Origin of the sequence: Micromonospora sp. DT53 (genome assembly GCF_049841535.1) — a bacterium.
Lineage (GTDB): Bacteria > Actinomycetota > Actinomycetes > Mycobacteriales > Micromonosporaceae > Micromonospora.
The window spans coordinates 216,859-233,967 of record NZ_JBNCKM010000002.1 but is presented as its reverse complement, the minus strand read 5'-3'; the positions used below and the strand labels follow the sequence as shown (position 1 = coordinate 233,967).

The 17,109-nt window shown below is 68.4% G+C and carries 15 protein-coding genes and 1 tRNA gene; 5 read left to right on the top strand and 11 right to left on the bottom strand.

Translation table 11 applies throughout. The annotated features are described in order from the left end of the window. The first annotated feature begins 38 nt into the window (after nucleotides 1–38). Nucleotides 39–815, top strand: a complete 777-nt coding sequence (locus ACLQ3B_RS06920) for a hypothetical protein (protein WP_425778404.1) — start codon at nucleotides 39–41, stop codon at nucleotides 813–815. 234 nt (nucleotides 816–1,049) lie between these two features. Further along, nucleotides 1,050–1,123: transfer RNA gene (locus ACLQ3B_RS06915), tRNA-Ala, on the top strand. 182 nt (nucleotides 1,124–1,305) lie between these two features. On the opposite strand, the gene ileS is transcribed toward ACLQ3B_RS06915, so the two are convergent. The 6 genes from ileS to ACLQ3B_RS06885 all read right to left on the bottom strand — a co-directional run bounded on the left by ileS (nucleotide 1,306) and on the right by ACLQ3B_RS06885 (nucleotide 9,238). After that, a complete protein-coding gene (ileS, locus tag ACLQ3B_RS06910; RefSeq protein ID WP_425778402.1) occupies nucleotides 1,306–4,440 on the bottom strand; it encodes an isoleucine--tRNA ligase in 3,135 nt (1,044 codons plus the stop codon). A 110-nt stretch (nucleotides 4,441–4,550) separates the two neighbouring features. Continuing rightward, nucleotides 4,551–5,540, bottom strand: a complete 990-nt coding sequence (locus ACLQ3B_RS06905) for a DMT family transporter (RefSeq protein WP_425778400.1) — start codon at nucleotides 5,538–5,540, stop codon at nucleotides 4,551–4,553. Between the two features lie 74 nt (nucleotides 5,541–5,614). Further along, nucleotides 5,615–6,343: a thioesterase II family protein gene (locus ACLQ3B_RS06900; protein WP_425778398.1), complete on the bottom strand. Its 729-nt coding sequence runs from the start codon at nucleotides 6,341–6,343 to the stop codon at nucleotides 5,615–5,617. 75 nt (nucleotides 6,344–6,418) lie between these two features. Beyond that, nucleotides 6,419–7,381 carry a chlorinating enzyme gene (locus tag ACLQ3B_RS06895; protein ID WP_425778396.1) on the bottom strand — a complete coding sequence of 321 codons (963 nt, stop codon included), beginning with the start codon at nucleotides 7,379–7,381 and terminating at the stop codon, nucleotides 6,419–6,421. A 4-nt stretch (nucleotides 7,382–7,385) separates the two neighbouring features. After that, a complete protein-coding gene (locus ACLQ3B_RS06890) occupies nucleotides 7,386–7,664 on the bottom strand; it encodes a phosphopantetheine-binding protein (RefSeq protein ID WP_425778394.1) in 279 nt (92 codons plus the stop codon). Then, entirely contained in the window at nucleotides 7,661–9,238 is a 1,578-nt protein-coding gene (locus ACLQ3B_RS06885; protein ID WP_425778392.1) for an amino acid adenylation domain-containing protein, read from the bottom strand. Before ACLQ3B_RS06885 ends, ACLQ3B_RS06890 begins: the two co-directional genes overlap by 4 nt. A gap of 754 nt (nucleotides 9,239–9,992) precedes the next feature. Between ACLQ3B_RS06885 and ACLQ3B_RS06880 the strand changes: the two genes are divergently transcribed. Then, nucleotides 9,993–11,246 carry a cation:proton antiporter gene (locus ACLQ3B_RS06880; protein WP_425778390.1) on the top strand — a complete coding sequence of 418 codons (1,254 nt, stop codon included), beginning with the start codon at nucleotides 9,993–9,995 and terminating at the stop codon, nucleotides 11,244–11,246. 72 nt (nucleotides 11,247–11,318) lie between these two features. On the opposite strand, the gene ACLQ3B_RS06875 is transcribed toward ACLQ3B_RS06880, so the two are convergent. Further along, nucleotides 11,319–12,065 (bottom strand): alanyl-tRNA editing protein, encoded by a 747-nt coding sequence (locus tag ACLQ3B_RS06875; protein WP_425778388.1) that lies wholly within the window; start codon nucleotides 12,063–12,065, stop codon nucleotides 11,319–11,321. 159 nt (nucleotides 12,066–12,224) lie between these two features. Here ACLQ3B_RS06875 and ACLQ3B_RS06870 point away from each other — a divergent pair, with 159 nt between their 5' ends. After that, nucleotides 12,225–13,310 (top strand): Gfo/Idh/MocA family protein, encoded by a 1,086-nt coding sequence (locus ACLQ3B_RS06870; RefSeq protein ID WP_425778386.1) that lies wholly within the window; start codon nucleotides 12,225–12,227, stop codon nucleotides 13,308–13,310. On the opposite strand, the gene ACLQ3B_RS06865 is transcribed toward ACLQ3B_RS06870, so the two are convergent. Continuing rightward, nucleotides 13,282–13,605 (bottom strand): hypothetical protein, encoded by a 324-nt coding sequence (locus tag ACLQ3B_RS06865; RefSeq protein WP_425778384.1) that lies wholly within the window; start codon nucleotides 13,603–13,605, stop codon nucleotides 13,282–13,284. The genes ACLQ3B_RS06870 and ACLQ3B_RS06865 overlap by 29 nt on opposite strands. A 203-nt stretch (nucleotides 13,606–13,808) precedes the next feature. Beyond that, a complete protein-coding gene (locus ACLQ3B_RS06860; protein WP_425778383.1) occupies nucleotides 13,809–14,465 on the bottom strand; it encodes a 4'-phosphopantetheinyl transferase family protein in 657 nt (218 codons plus the stop codon). Nucleotides 14,466–14,663: 198 nt separating this feature from the next. On the opposite strand from ACLQ3B_RS06860, the gene ACLQ3B_RS06855 reads away from it, so the two are divergent. Next, a complete protein-coding gene (locus ACLQ3B_RS06855) occupies nucleotides 14,664–14,933 on the top strand; it encodes a hypothetical protein (protein WP_425778381.1) in 270 nt (89 codons plus the stop codon). Nucleotides 14,934–14,977: 44 nt separating this feature from the next. On the opposite strand, the gene ACLQ3B_RS06850 is transcribed toward ACLQ3B_RS06855, so the two are convergent. Both ACLQ3B_RS06850 and ACLQ3B_RS06845 read right to left on the bottom strand, forming a co-directional pair. Continuing rightward, on the bottom strand, nucleotides 14,978–15,760 hold the full coding sequence (locus ACLQ3B_RS06850; protein WP_425778379.1) for a peptidase: 783 nt from the start codon (nucleotides 15,758–15,760) through the stop codon (nucleotides 14,978–14,980). Further along, nucleotides 15,760–17,043 carry a VWA domain-containing protein gene (locus ACLQ3B_RS06845; protein WP_425778377.1) on the bottom strand — a complete coding sequence of 428 codons (1,284 nt, stop codon included), beginning with the start codon at nucleotides 17,041–17,043 and terminating at the stop codon, nucleotides 15,760–15,762. Before ACLQ3B_RS06845 ends, ACLQ3B_RS06850 begins: the two co-directional genes overlap by 1 nt. Nucleotides 17,044–17,109 lie beyond the last annotated feature (66 nt).

The following is a 17,109-nucleotide window of genomic DNA, read 5'->3' as shown; positions in this document are numbered from 1 at the left end:
TGGCGGTTGCTTCGAATTCGGTGACGGGAGGGGTGAGGGTGCCGACCTCGGTGCTCCTCGCCGTCCTCGCCGCCGCCGGCCTGCTCGCCCTGGCCCCGGCGTTGGTTCGCCGGTACGACGCCACCGAGCGGCTGGTGGCGGAGCGGGCGCAGTCGACGGCGCGGGTGCTCCAGCGCCGCCGACGGCGCCGTACTGTGCCGGGACGGCGACCCGTCCATCCCCCGCGCTCACTGGTCGTCACCCTTAGCGAGAACGCGACTACCGGTGCGTTGAGCGCGCCTGTCTCGGCGCCCCCGGCCGCCCGTCGCTCCGGTCGGCTGCGTGCCGTGCCCCCAGCGCCGAAACGGTCCCGCCGTCGCCCGCCACCGCGCCGACAGCACACCCCCGCCGTGTACCGGCGTCGCCGGGTGCTCGCCGCCCTGCTGCTTCTCAACGTCGTCGAGCTGGTCGGCGTGCTGTTCGTCAGCCCCGGCTTCTGGGTCGGCTTCGGGGTCACCTTCCTGCTTCTGGCCCTGTACGTCGTCCACCTGCGCGCTCGGGCCCTCGCCGGACGTCGCCGCCGCCGCGCCCGAGCCCGGGAGGCCGCCTGGCTGGCCGCCCGGCAGGCCGAGGTGCGCCGGGAGCAGGCCCGTCGGGCCGCCGCCCGCCGGGAGGCGCAGCGCCGCCTGGCCGCCCAGCGCGAGGGGGTACGCCGAGCCGCCATGGGCCTGGACCGACCGGGGGACCTGCCGGCGGCGGTCAACGGGGGGTCGGTCTCGTACCGGCGGTCGGGCGGCCTGCGCGGCCGCCCCTACGAGGCCGGCCGAGGCGCCTGACGCGGTCGGTCCTGGCTGCGCCCCGCGCCTGGGTTGCGTGATCGACTCGGGTTCCTGGAAGTCGGGTGGTCGCCGCGTCCGGGATGCCCCGATTTCCAGGAACCCGAGCCGATCTCTGGGTGGGCCGAAGCGCCAAGGAGGGGGCGGATTCGCGGTTGGGGCCGGCGACCTGTTAGCCTTGCTGCCGGCCCGCCCGGTGTAAGCCGGGTGGGACCGAAGCCGGTTCGCCGGTGGGGGGCTGTGGCGCAGACTGGTAGCGCACCTCGTTCGCATCGAGGGGGTCAGGGGTTCAAATCCCCTCAGCTCCACCCCAGATCAAAGCCCTGACCGGCGTGCTTGCCGGTCAGGGCTTTGACGTTCACCTATGGCCGCTGGCACGGTGGTGCCGGATCGCGGCGGCCGCCCCCCCACGCTCGGCCAGCCACCGGTCCGGCTCGGCCGAGACGGACCCCTGGCCCGCCCCGATCAGCAGACCGGGGCGGGCAGCGCCTCAGCCTTTTCGACTGAGGTTGAACGCCAGGCCGAGGCCGCTGTCGGTGAAGGCCGGATCCGCGAATGCCGACGTGTGCTGATCCAGAGCGACGGCGAGCACCTCGTCGTAGATCAGCTTGTGATGTTCGTGGATCGCCTCCACGGTCTCCGGGTTGTCGCTCGTCCACTCCACGACGATGCGGTCGGTGATCTCGAAACGGCTCGACTTGCGAGCCTCCTGGATGAGCCGGATCACCGTCCGTGCCAGGCCGGCTCGGCGCAGCTTCGGAGTGATGGACAGGTCGAGGGCCACCGACGCTCCGTTTTCGGACGCCACCGACCAGCCCTCCCGCGGCACCTCGGTGATGATGACCTCGTCCGCGGTCAGAGACACGGTCGCCCCGTCCAGCGAGACGCTTGCGATTCCCTGGTTCACCTCGGCGGCCAGCGTGGCCGGGTCGGCGTCGGTGATCGCCGCCGCCACCCGGGCGGTGTCCTTGCCGAACCGTTTGCCCAGCGCCCTGAAGTTGGGCTTGATCCGGATGTCGACAAGCGATCCGACCGCCTCGGAGAGGGTGGCGAGCGTCTCGATGTTGAGTTCGTCGGTGATCTGCGCCCGCAGGTCCTCGTCCAGGGCGTCGAACCCGTCGCTGGAGACGAGCAGCCGCGCCAAGGGCTGGCGGGTGTTGACCGACGACGCCGCCCGGGCGGCCCGGCCGAGTTCGACGATCTGCCGGACCACTGTCATCTGCTGGTCCAGAGTCGGATCGACGAGTGTGGTGTCGGCTGCGGGCCACGTGGCGAGGTGAACGGAGGCCGCCGCGTCGGGTGTGACAGGAACGACCATGTCCTGCCAGACGCGCTCGGTGATGAACGGGACCATCGGTGCGAGAAGGCGGGTGAGGGATTCGATGACTTCGTGCAGCGTACGCAGCGCCGAGGGGTCGCCCCGCCAGAACCGGCGCCGGGACCGTCGGACGTACCAGTTGGACAGGTCGTCGACGAAGTCGGCAAGCAGGCGGCCGGCCTGCTGGGTGTCGTAGTTCTCCAGGGCTGCGGTGGTTTCGGCGATCAGCCCGTGCGTCTGGCTCAGCAGCCAGCGGTCGAGGGGGGGACGTTGCGCCGCCGGCGGATCGGCTGGCTGTGGGTGCCAGCCGGCGGTACGCGCGTACAACGTGTGGAAGGCGACGGTATTCCAGTACGTCATCAGGGTCTTGCGGACGACTTCCTGGATGGCCTGGTGACCGACCCGGCGAGCGGCCCACGGCGAACCGCTGGCGGCCATGAACCAGCGCACGGCGTCGGCGCCGTGAGTGTCCATGAGCGACATCGGCTCGAGCACGTTGCCAAGATGCTTGGACATCTTGCGCCCGTCCTCGGCGAGGATGTGACCGAGACAGACCACGTTCTCGTAGCTGCTGCGGCCGAAGGTGAGCGCGCTGACCGCGAGCATGGTGTAGAACCAGCCGCGGGTCTGGTCGATGGCCTCACAGATGAACTGCGCGGGGAAGTGCCGTTCGAAAAGATCGGCGTTGCGGTACGGATAACCCCACTGTGCGAACGGCATGGCACCGGAGTCGTACCAAGCGTCGATCACTTCCGGGACGCGGACGGCGCGGTCCGTGCATCCGTCGGTGGGGCAGTCGAACGAGATCTCATCGATGTACGGGCGGTGCGGATCCAGCCCGGACATGTCCGCACCGACGAGGGTGCCGAGTTCGGCCAGCGACCCCACACAGGTGAGGTGTCCCTCCGTGCAGCGCCAGATCGGCAGCGGAGTGCCCCAGTAGCGGGATCGAGACAGCGCCCAGTCGACGTTGTTGCTCAGCCAGTCACCGAACCGGCCGTGCTTGATCGTCTCCGGGAACCAGTTGATCTGGTCGTTCTCACTGATCAGTACGTCGCGGATCGCGGTGGTGCGGATGTACCAGGACAGCTGGGCGTAGTAGAGCAACGGGCTGTGGCAGCGCCAGCAGTGCGGATAGCTGTGCGTATAGGTCTCTGCCCGAAAGAGCAGGCCGCGTGCCCGCAGGTCGTCGAGCACGACCGGGTCGGCGGCTTTGAAGAACAGCCCGCCGACGAGGCCGAGCTCCGGCTCGAAGGTGCCGTCGGTGCGGACCGGATTGACCACCGGCATCCCGTAGGAGCGGCAGGTTGTCAGGTCGTCCTCGCCGAAGGCCGGGTTGGTGTGCACCAGCCCGGTGCCGCTGTCGGTGGTGACGTAGCCGGCGTTGACCACGAAGTGCGCGTCCGGGATGTGCACCAGCTCGAACGGCGGCTGGTAGGTCCAACGTTCCATGTCGCGCCCGGTGAAGGCCGGGCCGGTGGCCGTCCAGCCTTCGCCGAGCGTCTCAGCGAGCAGTGCTTCGGCGATGACCAGGCGATCCTGCCCGTTGGTGGCGACCGTGTACGTCACGTCGGGGTGGGCCGCGACGGCGGTGTTGGAGACCAGGGTCCATGGTGTCGTGGTCCAGGCGAGCAGGTCCGCGGTGCCGGCGAGCGGACCGGACGTCAATGGGAAACGGACGTACACCGACGGGTCGTCGACCGTCTCGTATCCCTGCGCCAATTCGTGATCGGACAACGCGGTGCCGCACCGGGGGCACCAGGGCGCGACCCGATGGTCCTGCTCGAGCAGGCCGCGGTCGAACACCGTCTTGAGCGACCACCACACGGACTCGACGTATTCACTGTCCATCGTGCGGTAGGCGGAGTCGAGGTCGACCCAGTAGCCCATCCGCTCGGTGAGGGCGACGAACGCGTCGACGTGCCGGGTCACCGACTCACGGCAGCGGCGGTTGAACTCGGCGACACCGAAACGCTCGATGTCGCCCTTACCGGAGAACCCCAGTTCCTTCTCCACGGCAAGCTCGACCGGAAGCCCGTGGCAGTCCCAGCCGGCCTTGCGGGTGACGTGGAAGCCCTGCATGGTCCGAAACCGGGGGAAGATGTCCTTGAAAACCCGCGCCTCGATGTGGTGGGCGCCGGGCATCCCGTTCGCGGTGGGTGGACCCTCGTAGAACACCCACTCCGGTCGGCCCTCGGTCTGCTCCATCGCGCGAGCGAACGTCGATTGTGCGCGCCAGAAATCCAGGACGTCTCGTTCCAGAGCCGGCAAGTCGACCTGAGCCGGAACCAGCCGGTACTGCGTCATCTCGTTGTCCCCTTCAGATGGTGCGTGGTGATGAGTGAAGGACAACAGCGCATCCGTCACCCTGGTGGATCCACCACGCAATCCGGGTTCAGATAGCTGAGTGAGCTACCTTAGCGGATGCCCATCCGTGACGCGTGCACCGATACGGGTGCCGGGTCGGCGGTCTCCGGAGCCTTTTTGCGCCGCCACGGCATCCGGCCCTCGGTGACAGCGACGATGGCGCCCAGTAGGAGAATCACCGCGCCGATGCCCTGCACCAGGCCGAACGACTCGTTCAGGAACACCGCGGAGCAGATCATGCCGGTGACCGGAACGAGGAACATCATCACCGTGGCGGACGCGGGGCCGACCGCCTTGACCCCGCGGTAATAGAAGAGGTATGCGATGGCGGTGGGCCCGAGAGCCAGATAGACGGCGTTCACCCAGAACAGTGTCGAGAAACCCGTCCAGTCGACGTCGGCGTACGACGGCGCGGCATAGATCGACAGCAGCAGCGAGCCGGCCACGGTGGCGTACGTCGTCGCCTTCAGCGGGTCGATCCCGGAGAGGACCTTGCGGCCGATCATCGTGTAGGCCGCCCAGCTGGCGGCGCTGAGGAAGAACAGCACGTCGCCGAGCAGCCGGGTGCCGCCCTCGGGGCTGACTCCGGCGCCGACGAGGAAGACGGAGGCGCCGAGTAGTCCGACGATCAGGCCGGTGGACCGGACCGGCGACGCCTTCTCCTGCCGGGTCAGCAGCAGGTAGCCCGCGGTCAACACCGGGCTCATCACCGGGACGACGGTGCTGCCGTCCATCGAGGGGGCCAGGTCGAGCCCCCAGAAGAAGAAGAAATTGTACAGGAAGACGCCCAGCACGCCGGCTATCGCCGCGGGCATGGCCTCACGCCACGTGGTCCGCCTGCGGCCCCGGCCGAAGGTCCACAGCGCCAGAAGCAGGAACAGGGCCCCGCCGCCGAAGCGGAGTACCGCTGCCACGCTGTGCGGCATCTGCTCGACCATGGCCTTGGAGCTGGCGAAGCCGCTGCCCCAGAGGACCATGGTCAAGGACAGAAGAACGTAGGGATTGGCGGAGTCGCCATCCCCTTCTGGCCGCGCGGACATAGAAACTCCATTCATCTTTTCGGGGAGGCGAAAAGCAGCTGGTCCGCATGACGGCTGGTGGACTTGGCTACTGGTCAGACTTGACTGCTCGCGGTAGCACCAATGCGAGCGTCAATGACGCTCGACATTGTATCAGCGTTGTCCATGTTGGACAAGTAAAAATGCCCGCCTGGCAGGTAGCGGATAACCGTACGACCTGTCGAGTTGCTGGCCCAGGCCCGGAGCTGCTGGTCGTCGAAGATGTCCTCCGAACCGCAGAACACTTCGATGTCAGCCTCGGTCACGGTCTGCCGATCGCTGGCAAGGAATGTCTGCGACAACGAAAAGTCGGCGCGCAGCAGAGCGGCGGTCCGGGAACGCAGCTGCTGGTTGTCGAGGACCTCTTTGGGCACGCCACCGCCGGAGAGCATGGCGATTTCGATGATCTCGTCGTCACCGCATTCCATAGCTGGTTTGTCGAAGGGCAGTGCCGCCGCTCGCGGGCCCGCGTTCGCCGAAGCGAACAGGGTGGAGCACCTCACTCTGTTCTGCCGTTCGAGGAATGCCGCCAATCCGAGCCCGAGGTAGGCGCCGAGGCTGTGACCAAGGATGGCGATCTCCGGGCCGAGGTCGCCGATCTGTCGAGCCATGTCGGCGATGGCGTCCCGGGCATCGGTGAACGGCTGCTCACGCCAGCGCCGGCCGCGTCCGGGCAGCTCCAGGGCAATCGGCCGGACGGAGGCGGGCAGTGCGCGCTGGAGCGGGGCGAAGACGTTCGCCGCCCCGCCGGCGTGATGAATCAGGACGAGCGGGAAGGAACTCACTGTGGTCTCCTTTGTGCGTCAGCAGGGTCGGACGGGCGGGGGAGCAGGATCGCTGCCACCCCCGCCCGCCTCAGGTCACCGGGACTGCCGCGGCACGAACTTGAATCCGCGCTGGCTTTCAGTGGCGACCCGGTTGTGGCCGTAGGTGTCCTCTCCGGCCACCAAAACGGTGCCGTACTGGTCGAGTACGATGCCGCCCCCGTACTCCTTCACCTCGTCGGTGCCGGGGTAGACCTGAACCTGGGTGGGCACGTAACGCGCGGCGTAGCCCATCCGGTAGTCCTTCTTGCTGCCGGTGTGCGGCAGCGACGCGTGCATCAGCGTCGACCAGAAGATGACCGCCTCGCCCGGCTTCATGACCAGCGGGAACGCCTGCGACTCGTCGGGCTTCCAGTTGGGATCTTTCTGCAGCTGCCGGTAGTCGTAGCCGAAGAAGCCGCGCTTGATGCCGTCCTTTTCCCGCTCGTTGAACGCCTCGGCGTCGTACTCCATGCCCTTGGACTCGTCGTAGTTCATCTGCTTGTGCGTGCCGGGCATGAGCTGGAGGCAGCCGTTGTCCAGGGTCGAGTGGGTGAACGCGGTCCACACCGTGACGGTGCCGCCGAACGCCGGCCTGCCGTCCTCCGACGGCCAGAGGATCTGCGGGGAGCCGCTGGCGTGGGCGAACGTGGCGGCCTGGTGCCAGTCGGTGCCCTCGTCGCCGGGGAACTTGGGGAAGAACTCGGACCGCCAGCACAGCAGGTCCGGGCCGAGCAGGGAGGTGAGACGGTCGACGATCTGCGGCTTGATGATGTGCTCGGACAGCAGATCGATGTCGAGGTGCCGGTCGTAGTTCGAGATGCTGCTCGCCTTGCCGGCACCCTCCGGGTAGATCGCCTTGGAACGGTCCGGCAGCTGCTTGCGAACGGAGTTCCACCGCTCGGTCATGTCTTCGGGCTCGTACAGCTTCACCGGGCCGATGAAACCGTCTCGCTCGAACTTCGCGACGTCATCGGCACTGAGCCGGAAGTCCTGAGTTTCCTGTTCGATCGTGGTCATTGCGTCATCCATTCTTCTCGGTGCGGGCGGTTACCAGCTTCTCGGCGACCGTGGCCAGCGTTTCCTCGAACAGGGTCTGCATGTCGATTTCCACGCCGTACTTCTCGGTCACGTAGGTGTTCAGTTCCAGGGCGAGCATGGAGTGCCCGCCCAGGTCGAGGAAGTTGCTTTCCGGCCCCGTGCGGGGCTCCTCGAGCACATCGGCGACCCAGGCCACCACGTCCTTGGACACGGCGTCCAGGCTCGCCGAGGCGGTGGGTTCGGTGTCACTGCTGAGCGTCACGCGATCACATTCCCTTCTTCCCACAATTTGCGAACGGTCGTGCGGTCGACTTTGCCGTTGACCGTTCTAGGCATTTCTGACAGACGGACATAACGGGCCGGGTGCATGTAGGACGGCAGTCGGTTCTTGACGTGCTGACGCAATTGACCGGCGTCGGCAGGGTGGCCACCCCGGAGGACGATTCCGGCGACCAGGCGTTCGTCGCCCGGTTTGAACTCCCGGACGAACACCACCGCGTCGGCCACGGCGGGATGGCCGCACAGGACCGCCTCGATGTCAGACAGTTCGAGCCGGTAGCCGCGCAGCTTCACCTGGAGATCGGCTCGGCCGTGGAAGACCAGTTCGCCGTTGGGGAGGGCGCGGACGAGGTCACCCGACCGGTAGAACCGGACCTGCAGCCCGGCCTCGTCGGTCACCACCGGGAACCGCTCGTCGTTCAGCTCGGGGCGGTTGAGGTATCCGTCGGTGACCTGAGGGCCCGCCAGCCAGAGCTCGCCGACGGCGCCGGGCTCGACATCACGGCCGTCGTCGCCGACCACCCGCAGCTGGAAGCCTGGCAGGCCCACCCCGATCACCGAGTCGGTCTGCTGGAGATCTGATTCGTCGACGGTGTGGAAGGTGGTGAACACAGTGGTCTCGGTGATGCCGTAGCCGTTGATGAGCCTCGGCCGCTCCAGGCCGTAGCGCTCGACCCACGGCCGCAGGGCGTGCGACAGCAGCCGCTCACCGCCGAAGACGACGTAGCGCAGGTGAGGAAGCTCGGCCTGCTGTTCGACCGCGGCGTCGGCGAGGACGGCGAAGGCCGTCGGGGTCTGGCTGAGGATGGTGACTCGCTGCTCGATGATGGTCTGGAGGTACTGCGCCGGGGTGCGGGCCTCCCAGTGCGGCAGGATCACCAGAGTCGATCCGCCCGTCAGCGCGCCCCAGATCTCCCACACCGAGAAGTCAAAGGAGATCGAGTGGAAGAGCAGCCACCGATCGTCTGCGCTGAAGTCGAAGACCGCGCCGGCGGCCGAGAACAGGGTGGCCGCGTGGCGATGCAGGACCGGGACGCCCTTGGGTCGGCCAGTGGTGCCGGACGTGTAGATCACATACGCTTCCGCGTCCGGGTCGGGGATGACGGGCGGCCGGTCCGTCGGGCCCTGGGCCAGGCCGGTGATCTCGGTCAGGGGAAGATTGGGCAGGTCGATGTCCGCGATGGGCTCGCCGATGAGAGCCTTGGCGTCGGCGTCGTCGAGGATCAACGCGTTCCTCGCCGCCGGGTTGCGGACGTCGAGGGGAACGTAGGCGCTGCCGGCTTTCATGACGGCCAGCATGGCCACGACCGCCTCGACGCCGGCCGGCATGCGCAGTGCCACCCGGTCACCCGGCCCGACCCCTCGATCCTGCAATGCGGCGGCGACGGCCTCCGACCACTGGTCGAGCTCCCGGTAGGTCAACTCCCGCTGGCCGGCCGCTATCGCCGGGTGGTCCGGGCGCTGAAGTGCCGCCGCCGTGAATAGGCCGACCAGGTGGCCTTGAGCCGAAACTTCGGGCGTAACAATCTTTCCTGCATCAACGGTGGATAACTGCATTTCGCCACCTCGCATAGCAGTGGTATTGGGGCATGGGCGCGCAAAATCCTGACCGGCCCAGTTGGATGGAAGCCTCATTGAGGTTGTGCGTCGATGCGCGGCACAAGTCAACGCGTCGCTGTCAGGAAACTGTCAGACAACAGCGAACACGAGCGCGTGACGCATGGATGATCTCTATAGACGCAGGTAGAGGCATGTTGAGTAGTCGCGATCATTCCCCCCGTGGATGCGACGCACTAACTCTATTTTGGGAACCTGCTTGACATTAGATGCAGCAAGCTGGCATTTGCCGTCCTAGAGGCACCTTTGCCTGGCCTTCCAGCTGCTCGCCAAAGCCAGACCATCATCGAAGTCAATGCTCGTCAACCCCCGTCCCAGAGTGACCTACGTCATACCGTTCGGGTCCACGTGAATCGCGTCGATCTGCCTACGATGATTGTCGTTATCTGTTCTTGATGCCGGATAATTCCTACATCCGGCTAACGGGGAATTACATGTCTTTTCGCAATTGACTTTCGAATGCCCAGCACCGTGACGAAACGCGTGACGAACAGGTCTCGCAGTTTCCGCCGAAGATGGCGAGTCCAGGCTGCGGCGGCTCGCCGTGCCCTCACAGCCCCCGAGTTCAACGGGCCCGCAGGGGCGAAGGGCAGATCAGCGCGATGACGGTCCCGCCTGCGTGCCGCCGTGCCCACTGCAACCGAGACCGACGACAGCAGTCCACATCCAGGCAGAAGTCGTGAGGCAGGCATCCGTGGATCATCTGTTCTTGTCCATCGCCGTCGTCATCGTCGTAGTCCACGCCGGAGGCTGGCTGCTGACCAGGCTTGGCCAGCCAAGAGTCATCGGCGAGATCCTCGCCGGCTGTCTCCTCGGACCCGTCGCCATCGGCGCGTTGTGGCCGAGCATGACCGACACGTTGTTCTCGGCGGACACGATGTCCGCGTTCAGTGCCATCGCCGCGCTGGGCCTGGCACTTTTCATGTTCCTGGTCGGGCTCGAGGCGGACCTGACGACCCTGCGCAGCCACGGTCGTAAGACCATGGTGGTCAGTCAGGTCTCGGTCTGGATCCCGCTCGCCCTGGGGATCGCCCTCGGATACGTGCTCTTCCCACACGTCGGAACGGGCTCCAACGAAGTGGCCTTCTGCATCTTCATCGGCGTCGCTGTATCCATCACCGCCTTCCCCGTGCTGGCACGGATCCTCCAGGAGACTGGGCTCTTCCACACCCGCATCGGTGCGATGTCAATCGCCTGTGCCGCGGTGGGCGACGTGCTCGCCTGGTTGCTGCTGGCCGGCGCCGTCGCGGTCGCCGGATCCGCGAGTGTCGCCGCCCTCGGGTTCACCAGCGCAATGATGATCGGCTACCTGCTGGTGATGTTCGGCATCGTCCGGCCGGGACTGCGCCGGCTGTCCAGCCCACCGCTGTGGCTGGTGCTCGCCGTCCTGTGCGCCAGCTCCTGGGCGACCGACGCTCTGGGACTGCACGCCATCATCGGCGCCTTCCTCGCCGGCGCGGTGATGCCCAGGGACATGACATGGCAACGCGCCGTCCACGTCGGGCTCAACCCGGTCGTGTCCGTGCTGATCCTGCCCATCTACTTCACGATCGTCGGTCTGAGCCTCAAACCCGACTCCATGTCGGGCTGGGCCGACTGGGGTCTGCTCGCCGCAGTGCTGGTGAGCGCTGTCGCCGGCAAGCTTGGCGCCGCCTCCGTGGCGGCCCGGCTGATGGGCGAGAGCTGGACCGACGCGCTGACGCTCGGCGTCCTGTTGAACACCCGCGGCCTGACCGAGATCGTCATCCTGACGGCCGGGTTGGAACTCGGCATCATCGACCAGCGGCTTTTCACCATCATGGTCGTGATGGCGTTGTCGACCACCATCGTCGCGGCCCCGCTGTTGAGGCTGCTGTCCCGGTCGAAGGAGGTGCGAGCCACGGTGGCCGGCAACCGTTCACCCGCGCCGACGACCGAGCAGATGCCGACGGTCGAGGCCGTACGATGACGGATCCGACACGGCTTCCCGCCGGTTCCCACCGTGACCGGCCGGCTCCCGGCGGCCCGGCGATCGTCGCCGTCAGTTGACAATCTTGATGCGTACGCGGCGGTTCTGGCGGCCTTTGCTCTCCACCTTGACCACCTCGATCCGACCGATCTGCGACGTCGAGGCGACATGGGTGCCGCCGTCGGCCTGTACGTCCAGTCCTACGATGTCGACGATCCGGATCACCGGCCCGTCCATCGGAGGGGCGGCGTTCTGGGTCCGTACGAGATCCGGGATGGCCAGGGCATCTTCGCGCGGAATGATCCGAGAAATGATCTTGCGATCAGCGCTGATCTCCGCGTTCACGGTGTCCTCGAGGGACTGCTTGAAGCCGGGGGGCACCTCGGGCAGGTTGAAGTCCATCCTGGCCTCACCGGGTTGCATGTTGCCGCCGGTGACGAGCGCGCCGTAGTCACGGAAGACGGTGCCGCAGAGCACGTGCAGGCCAGAGTGGGCGCGCATCAGGCTGCTGCGCCGGTCGTCGTCGATCGCCCCGCGCACCTTCATGCCGACGGGTGGGATGGGGTCGCCCGGCGCCGCAATCAAGAAGAGATCGTCGCCCTTGCGGGTGTCGACGATACGAGTCTGCACACCCTGCCACAGGAGTACGCCCAGATCCGGTGGCTGTCCACCGCCGCCCGGGAAGAAGGCAGATCGGTCCAGGACGATCCCCGCCTCCGGATCGGCCGCATCGGACCAGACGACTGTGCAGTCCCACTCCCGGATGGTGGGATCGACCCAATCCAGCCGGTGTGTGTGCCCATGATGCTCCTCAGACATGGATGGACCATACCAGCGTAATCGTCCGTGTACGTTGCCCAGGATCGCGTCGGCGTTTGTGGTTCATGGGACGGCCATCCCAGGATCCGGTCACCGCGAACCCGGCGGGCAGTGGAGCGTCGGGCGACTAGCATCCGGGTCTCGACGAGAGGAGCCCAGATGACAGCGGCCACCCAGACCCGGTTCGGCATCGTCGGCAGTGGCTGGCGAGGGGAGTTCTTCCTCCGCCTGGCTCGGCTCCTACCGGAGCGGTTCCGGGTCACCGGGGTGGTCACGCGTACCGAATCGCGTGGTGCCGCGGTCGCGGCCGAATGGGGCGTGCCGACCTTCCGCACGACCGCCGACCTGCTCGCCCACGAACGACCGGACTTCGTCATCGTGTCGGTGCCCTGGCCCGTGACGCCCGACGTGACCCGCGAGCTGGTCGCGGCCGGCGTACCGGTGCTCGCCGAGACGCCGCCCGCCCCCGACCTGGCGGGTCTGCGCTCGCTCTGGGCCGACGTCGGCGGCAGCGGTCTGGTGCAGGTCGCCGAGCAGTACCTGCTGATGCCCGGGCACGCGGCCCGGCTGGCCCTGGTCCGCGCCGGGGTGCTCGGCGAGCCGACCTCGGTGCAGATCTCCTCGACCCACCTGTACCACGCGGTTTCGCTGATCCGTGGCCTGCTCGGCATCGGTCACGAGAGCGCCGAGGTCAGCGCGCGCGCGTTCGTCGCGCCGCTGGCCAACCCGCTCACACCGGCCGGCTGGAGCGGCGACGACACCCCGCAACAGCTCTCCACCACCCTCGCGACCATCGACTTCGGCGGGCGGATGGGGTTGTACGACTTCACCGACAACCAGTGGTGGAACCCGCTTCGTGCCCGCCGGCTGGTGGTGCGGGGCTCGCGCGGCGAGCTGGTGGACGACCGGGTGATTCGTCTGGTCGACCCGACCACGCCCGTGGAGTCGTCCCTCGTGCGACGCCAGACGGGTCTCGACCTCAACCTGGAGGGGCTCGACCTGAAGCACATCAGCTTCGACGGCGACGTGGTCTACCGCAATCCCTTCGTCGGCAGCGGGATGTCCGACGACGACATCGCGGTGGCCGACATCCTCGCCCGCGCCGGCGCGTGGGCGCGGGAGGAGGGCCCGGAGCCGTATTCCCTCGCCGAGGCCTGCCAGGACCACCTGATCAGCCTCGCCATCGAAGAATCGGTACGCACCGGCCGGCCGGTCGTCACTGCCCCTGAGGCGTGGTGCCGATGACGACCGCCACGATGCCACCGGCGCAGGAGAGCAAAATGAGGACGGCAGCGGTGACGGCGACGACCACTGCTGACTTCTTGGCGCGGTCCGTCTGCACAGGTGGTGGCGCGATGATCGGGTAACCCGGACCACCGGGTGCCCGATATCCGCCGCCGGCCTTCGGATATCCGCCAGCTGTCGGGTACGCGGCCCCCGAGAACGGCGGCTGCGGTGTCGCCGCGAACGGGCGGTGCGGCGGCTGTGCGCTTGGCTGCTGGAGGTCCTGCGGCCTGGCGGAGGGCTGGCGGTGGGTCACCGTACTCCTTGACGCATCGGTACGTGCGGTGCGGGAACTCGTCGACGTTACCGTGGGTGGCGGAGTGCCCCGCCGCCGCGCCGGAAGGGATCTCACCGGAGGCGACGCGGCACCGCACCGGCCAGCATGGACGGTGCTCGGCCGGTCACCGAACGCCAATGTGGACAGGTATCCCATTCATTGCGATGAGTAACCAGGCGAGGTCAGCGCAGGGGGAGCACGGCGGCGGTGCGGACCAGCCCGTCGGCGATCACGAATCGGCCGCTGATCGACGTGGGAGGGTCGTCGACCCCCGCGGCGTCCACCCGGGCCTGTGCGATCCGCGCGGTGAACGTGCCGGCGTCCGGATCAAGGTCGAGTCGGGCGTCGTGGAAGTCCAACCAACCGCGGACGACCGGATACCACACCTTGTAGACGGTCTCCTTGGCGCTGAACAGCACGACCGGCCAGGAGATGTCGCCGGGTAGCCGCGCGCAGGTGGCCTCCTCCTCCGGCAGCAGCACGAGTCTGCGTACCCCCGGATTGATCTCGCGGTGCTGCTCGGCATCCATCCCGACGGACCGGATGTCGGTGGTGTGCGCCGCGGCGGCAGCGCAGTAGCCGGCGGTGTGGGTGATGCTGCCGACCACCCCGGCCGGCCAGACCGGCGCGCGGTCGGCGGCGGCTGGTACGGCAGCCGTCGGTAGGCCGAGGTCGCGCAATGCCCGGCGGGCGCAATTCCTCCCCGCGGCAAAGTCCCGCCGACGGGTCGGCACGGCCCGCTCGCTGAGACATGCCTGCTCAGCGGGGAGCAAGTCGCCCGTCCAGTCCGCAGGCCCGGCAACAGCGACGGCGACCGTCGATGGCAGCAGGTCACGCATTCCAGTGACCTACTGCTGGGTAGGAATGACGCATCGAATTAACCGTCAACTTTCCGACTCTCACGACCGCCGAAGGTACCGCAAAGATGTAACACCGGAGGGACGTGCAGCGCTCTCCCTGATGGCTCCGGGGGGACCACCATCAATGCTGGCCGGCACGGCAGCCGCCAGTCCCGTGGACATCTGGAAGGACGTGCGATGACCGATGGTGCCGAACGGCCGGGGGTGCGGGCTGACGAGCACGCCCCGAAGACCCCCTGCTGGAGCTGCGGCTCCTGCGGTGACGAGTGGCCGTGCGCGACGAAGCGCAGCCGCCTGCTGGCGGAGTACAGGGGTGATCGCGCCATGCTCAGCGTCTATCTGGGCTCCTGCCTGGCCGCCGCCACCGAGGACCTGCGCGCGGCTCCGGTGATGCCGCTCCAGGACCGGTTCATCGGCTGGTTGCCGCGCGGCTCCCGGCGTAGCTGAGCCTCTGGTGGCCCCGCCGCTGGGCGGGGCCACCAGAGGAGCGGTCAGCGACGTCGAGGCCGCCGGGTGACCGCGAAGCCGAACACGCCAGCCACCGCGGCGAGCGTGCCGCCGATGCCGGTCCAGACCCAGCGCGAGCCGAGATCCGGCAACCAGTCCGTCAGCGAGTCGCCCTCGTCGTCGGCCTCCGCGTCCACCGGGGGTACGGCGTTGAGCACCGTGCCGGCCCTGGTGTTCGGCACCAGCGGTGCCGCCAACTCACCGTCGTCGGCCGAGGCGCCCCGGTCGGCGACGGCGCCGACCAGCAGGTCGACGTCGATCGGCGCACCCAGATCCGCCTCCGGCAGGTCGATCACGGAGAGCCGGATGACGTACGTGCCGGGCAGCGGATCGGCCGACCAGGGCTCCGCCCACGGCCGCACCTCACGCAGTGTGCAGCCCAGCGCCACGTTCGACGCCTTCGCGTCCACGGTCGGGGTCTGTGCCCCCGCCGTGCACGCCTGGCGTCGGCGCAGCCCGTCGAAGACGTCCACCGTCCAGGTGGAGGCGCCGCTGCGTCCCTTCGGGAAGGTGACGGTGGCGGTGACCTCGTGCACCTGGCCGGCCGTCGCCGGGAACGACCAGTAGAGGTGGTCGCCGATCGAGGCGTCCACCCGTACCGGTTGTCCGGCGGTGATCGGGGTGGCGGTGAGGAACGACGTGCCGGCACGGTTCACCGGCGTGGCACCCGGGGAGGGGGTCGGTGCGGCGACGGCCGCGGCGGGGAGCAGAGTGGCCCCGCCGGCGGCGAGCAGCGCCGCCATCGACCGGAACAGTGCGCTACGCATCAGTTCTCCCTCCAGGTGGCGACCCACCAGCGGGTGAGCAGGCCGGCGAGCAGACCGGTGATCAATCCGACGACGGTGAGCAGGGCCAGCAGCACCCAGCCCCGGCCGAGGTCCGGTCCGTCCGGTGCGGGCGCGGCGGCGACCACGTCGATGGTCAACTCCACAGGCATGCCCGGGGTCGCCGCGGTGCCGGGACGTGGGGCGAACGAGTTGCTCACCACCAGGCAGACGGTGGTGGGTTCGACGACCGGCGCGGCACTCTCCTCGGTCTCGGCGGCGTCCTCGTCGTCGGCGGTGGCCGACCAGCGCAGCCCGGCGGAGAGCACGTCGGCCCGTCCGCTGCCGGCGTCCGCGCCGCGGACGAGTTCCCGGCCGTCGGCCGCGGTGGCCCGCAGCAGCACCCCGTAGTCCCGGTTGACGGCCCGGTCCAGCGCGATGCTCACCGACGCCCGCAACTCCTGGCCGGGGCGGATCGGCACCCGGTAGTAGCGGTGCTCGGAGAACGCCTCCCGGTCGGCGTAGACGCCGGGGGCGAGCAGTGGCGCCGAGTCGCACGCGTTCGTGCCGCCGACCACTGTCGGTGCCCGGGTGTGCGTGTCGCCGGCCCGCTCGACGAGCTGTTTGATCCGGTCGGTCAGCTCCTCGGCGCTCTGCGCCGCGGTGTAGGTCCCGCCGGTGGCGTTGGCGATGCAGAGCAGTTGCCGGCGGACCTTCTCGTCGGGTGCCAGGCCGAGGGTGTCGACGACCAGGCTGGTGCCCTGGGCGGCCAGTTCCCGGGCCACCTCGCACGGGTCCGGTGGAGCGCAGGTGTCCTCGCCGTCGGTGATCAGCACGATCCGTCGGGTGGTGGCCCCGCTGCCCAGGTCCTGCGCGGCGGAGCGCAGCGCCAGCCCGACCGGGGTGAACCCGGTCGGCCGGAGCGTCGCCACCGCGGCCTTGGCGGCGGACCGGTCCACCGGGCCGACCGGCACGATCTGCTGCGTGTCCTGGCAACCGACCTTCTTGTCCTTGCCGCGGTAGGTCGCGCCGAGCACCCGGATGCCGAGCTGTGTCTCCTCGGGTAGCGCGTCCACCACCTCGTTGAAGGCCTGCTGGGCGACCGAGATCCGGGTGCGTCCGTCGATGTCGGCGGCGCGCATCGACCCGCTGACGTCGAGCACCAGCTCGACCCGGGGCGGCTCGGGCGCCGGCTCTTCGTCGGCCCGCGCCGGGGCGGGCCCGGCCAGCGCGGTGGTCGCCAACAGTCCGAGAAGGACCGCCGTCGATCGTCTGAAGTTGATCACGATCCGCAGTGTAATGAGATCCACTTTGGATGATCGTTTGGGTGGAGGGGTGCGGAACCGACCACT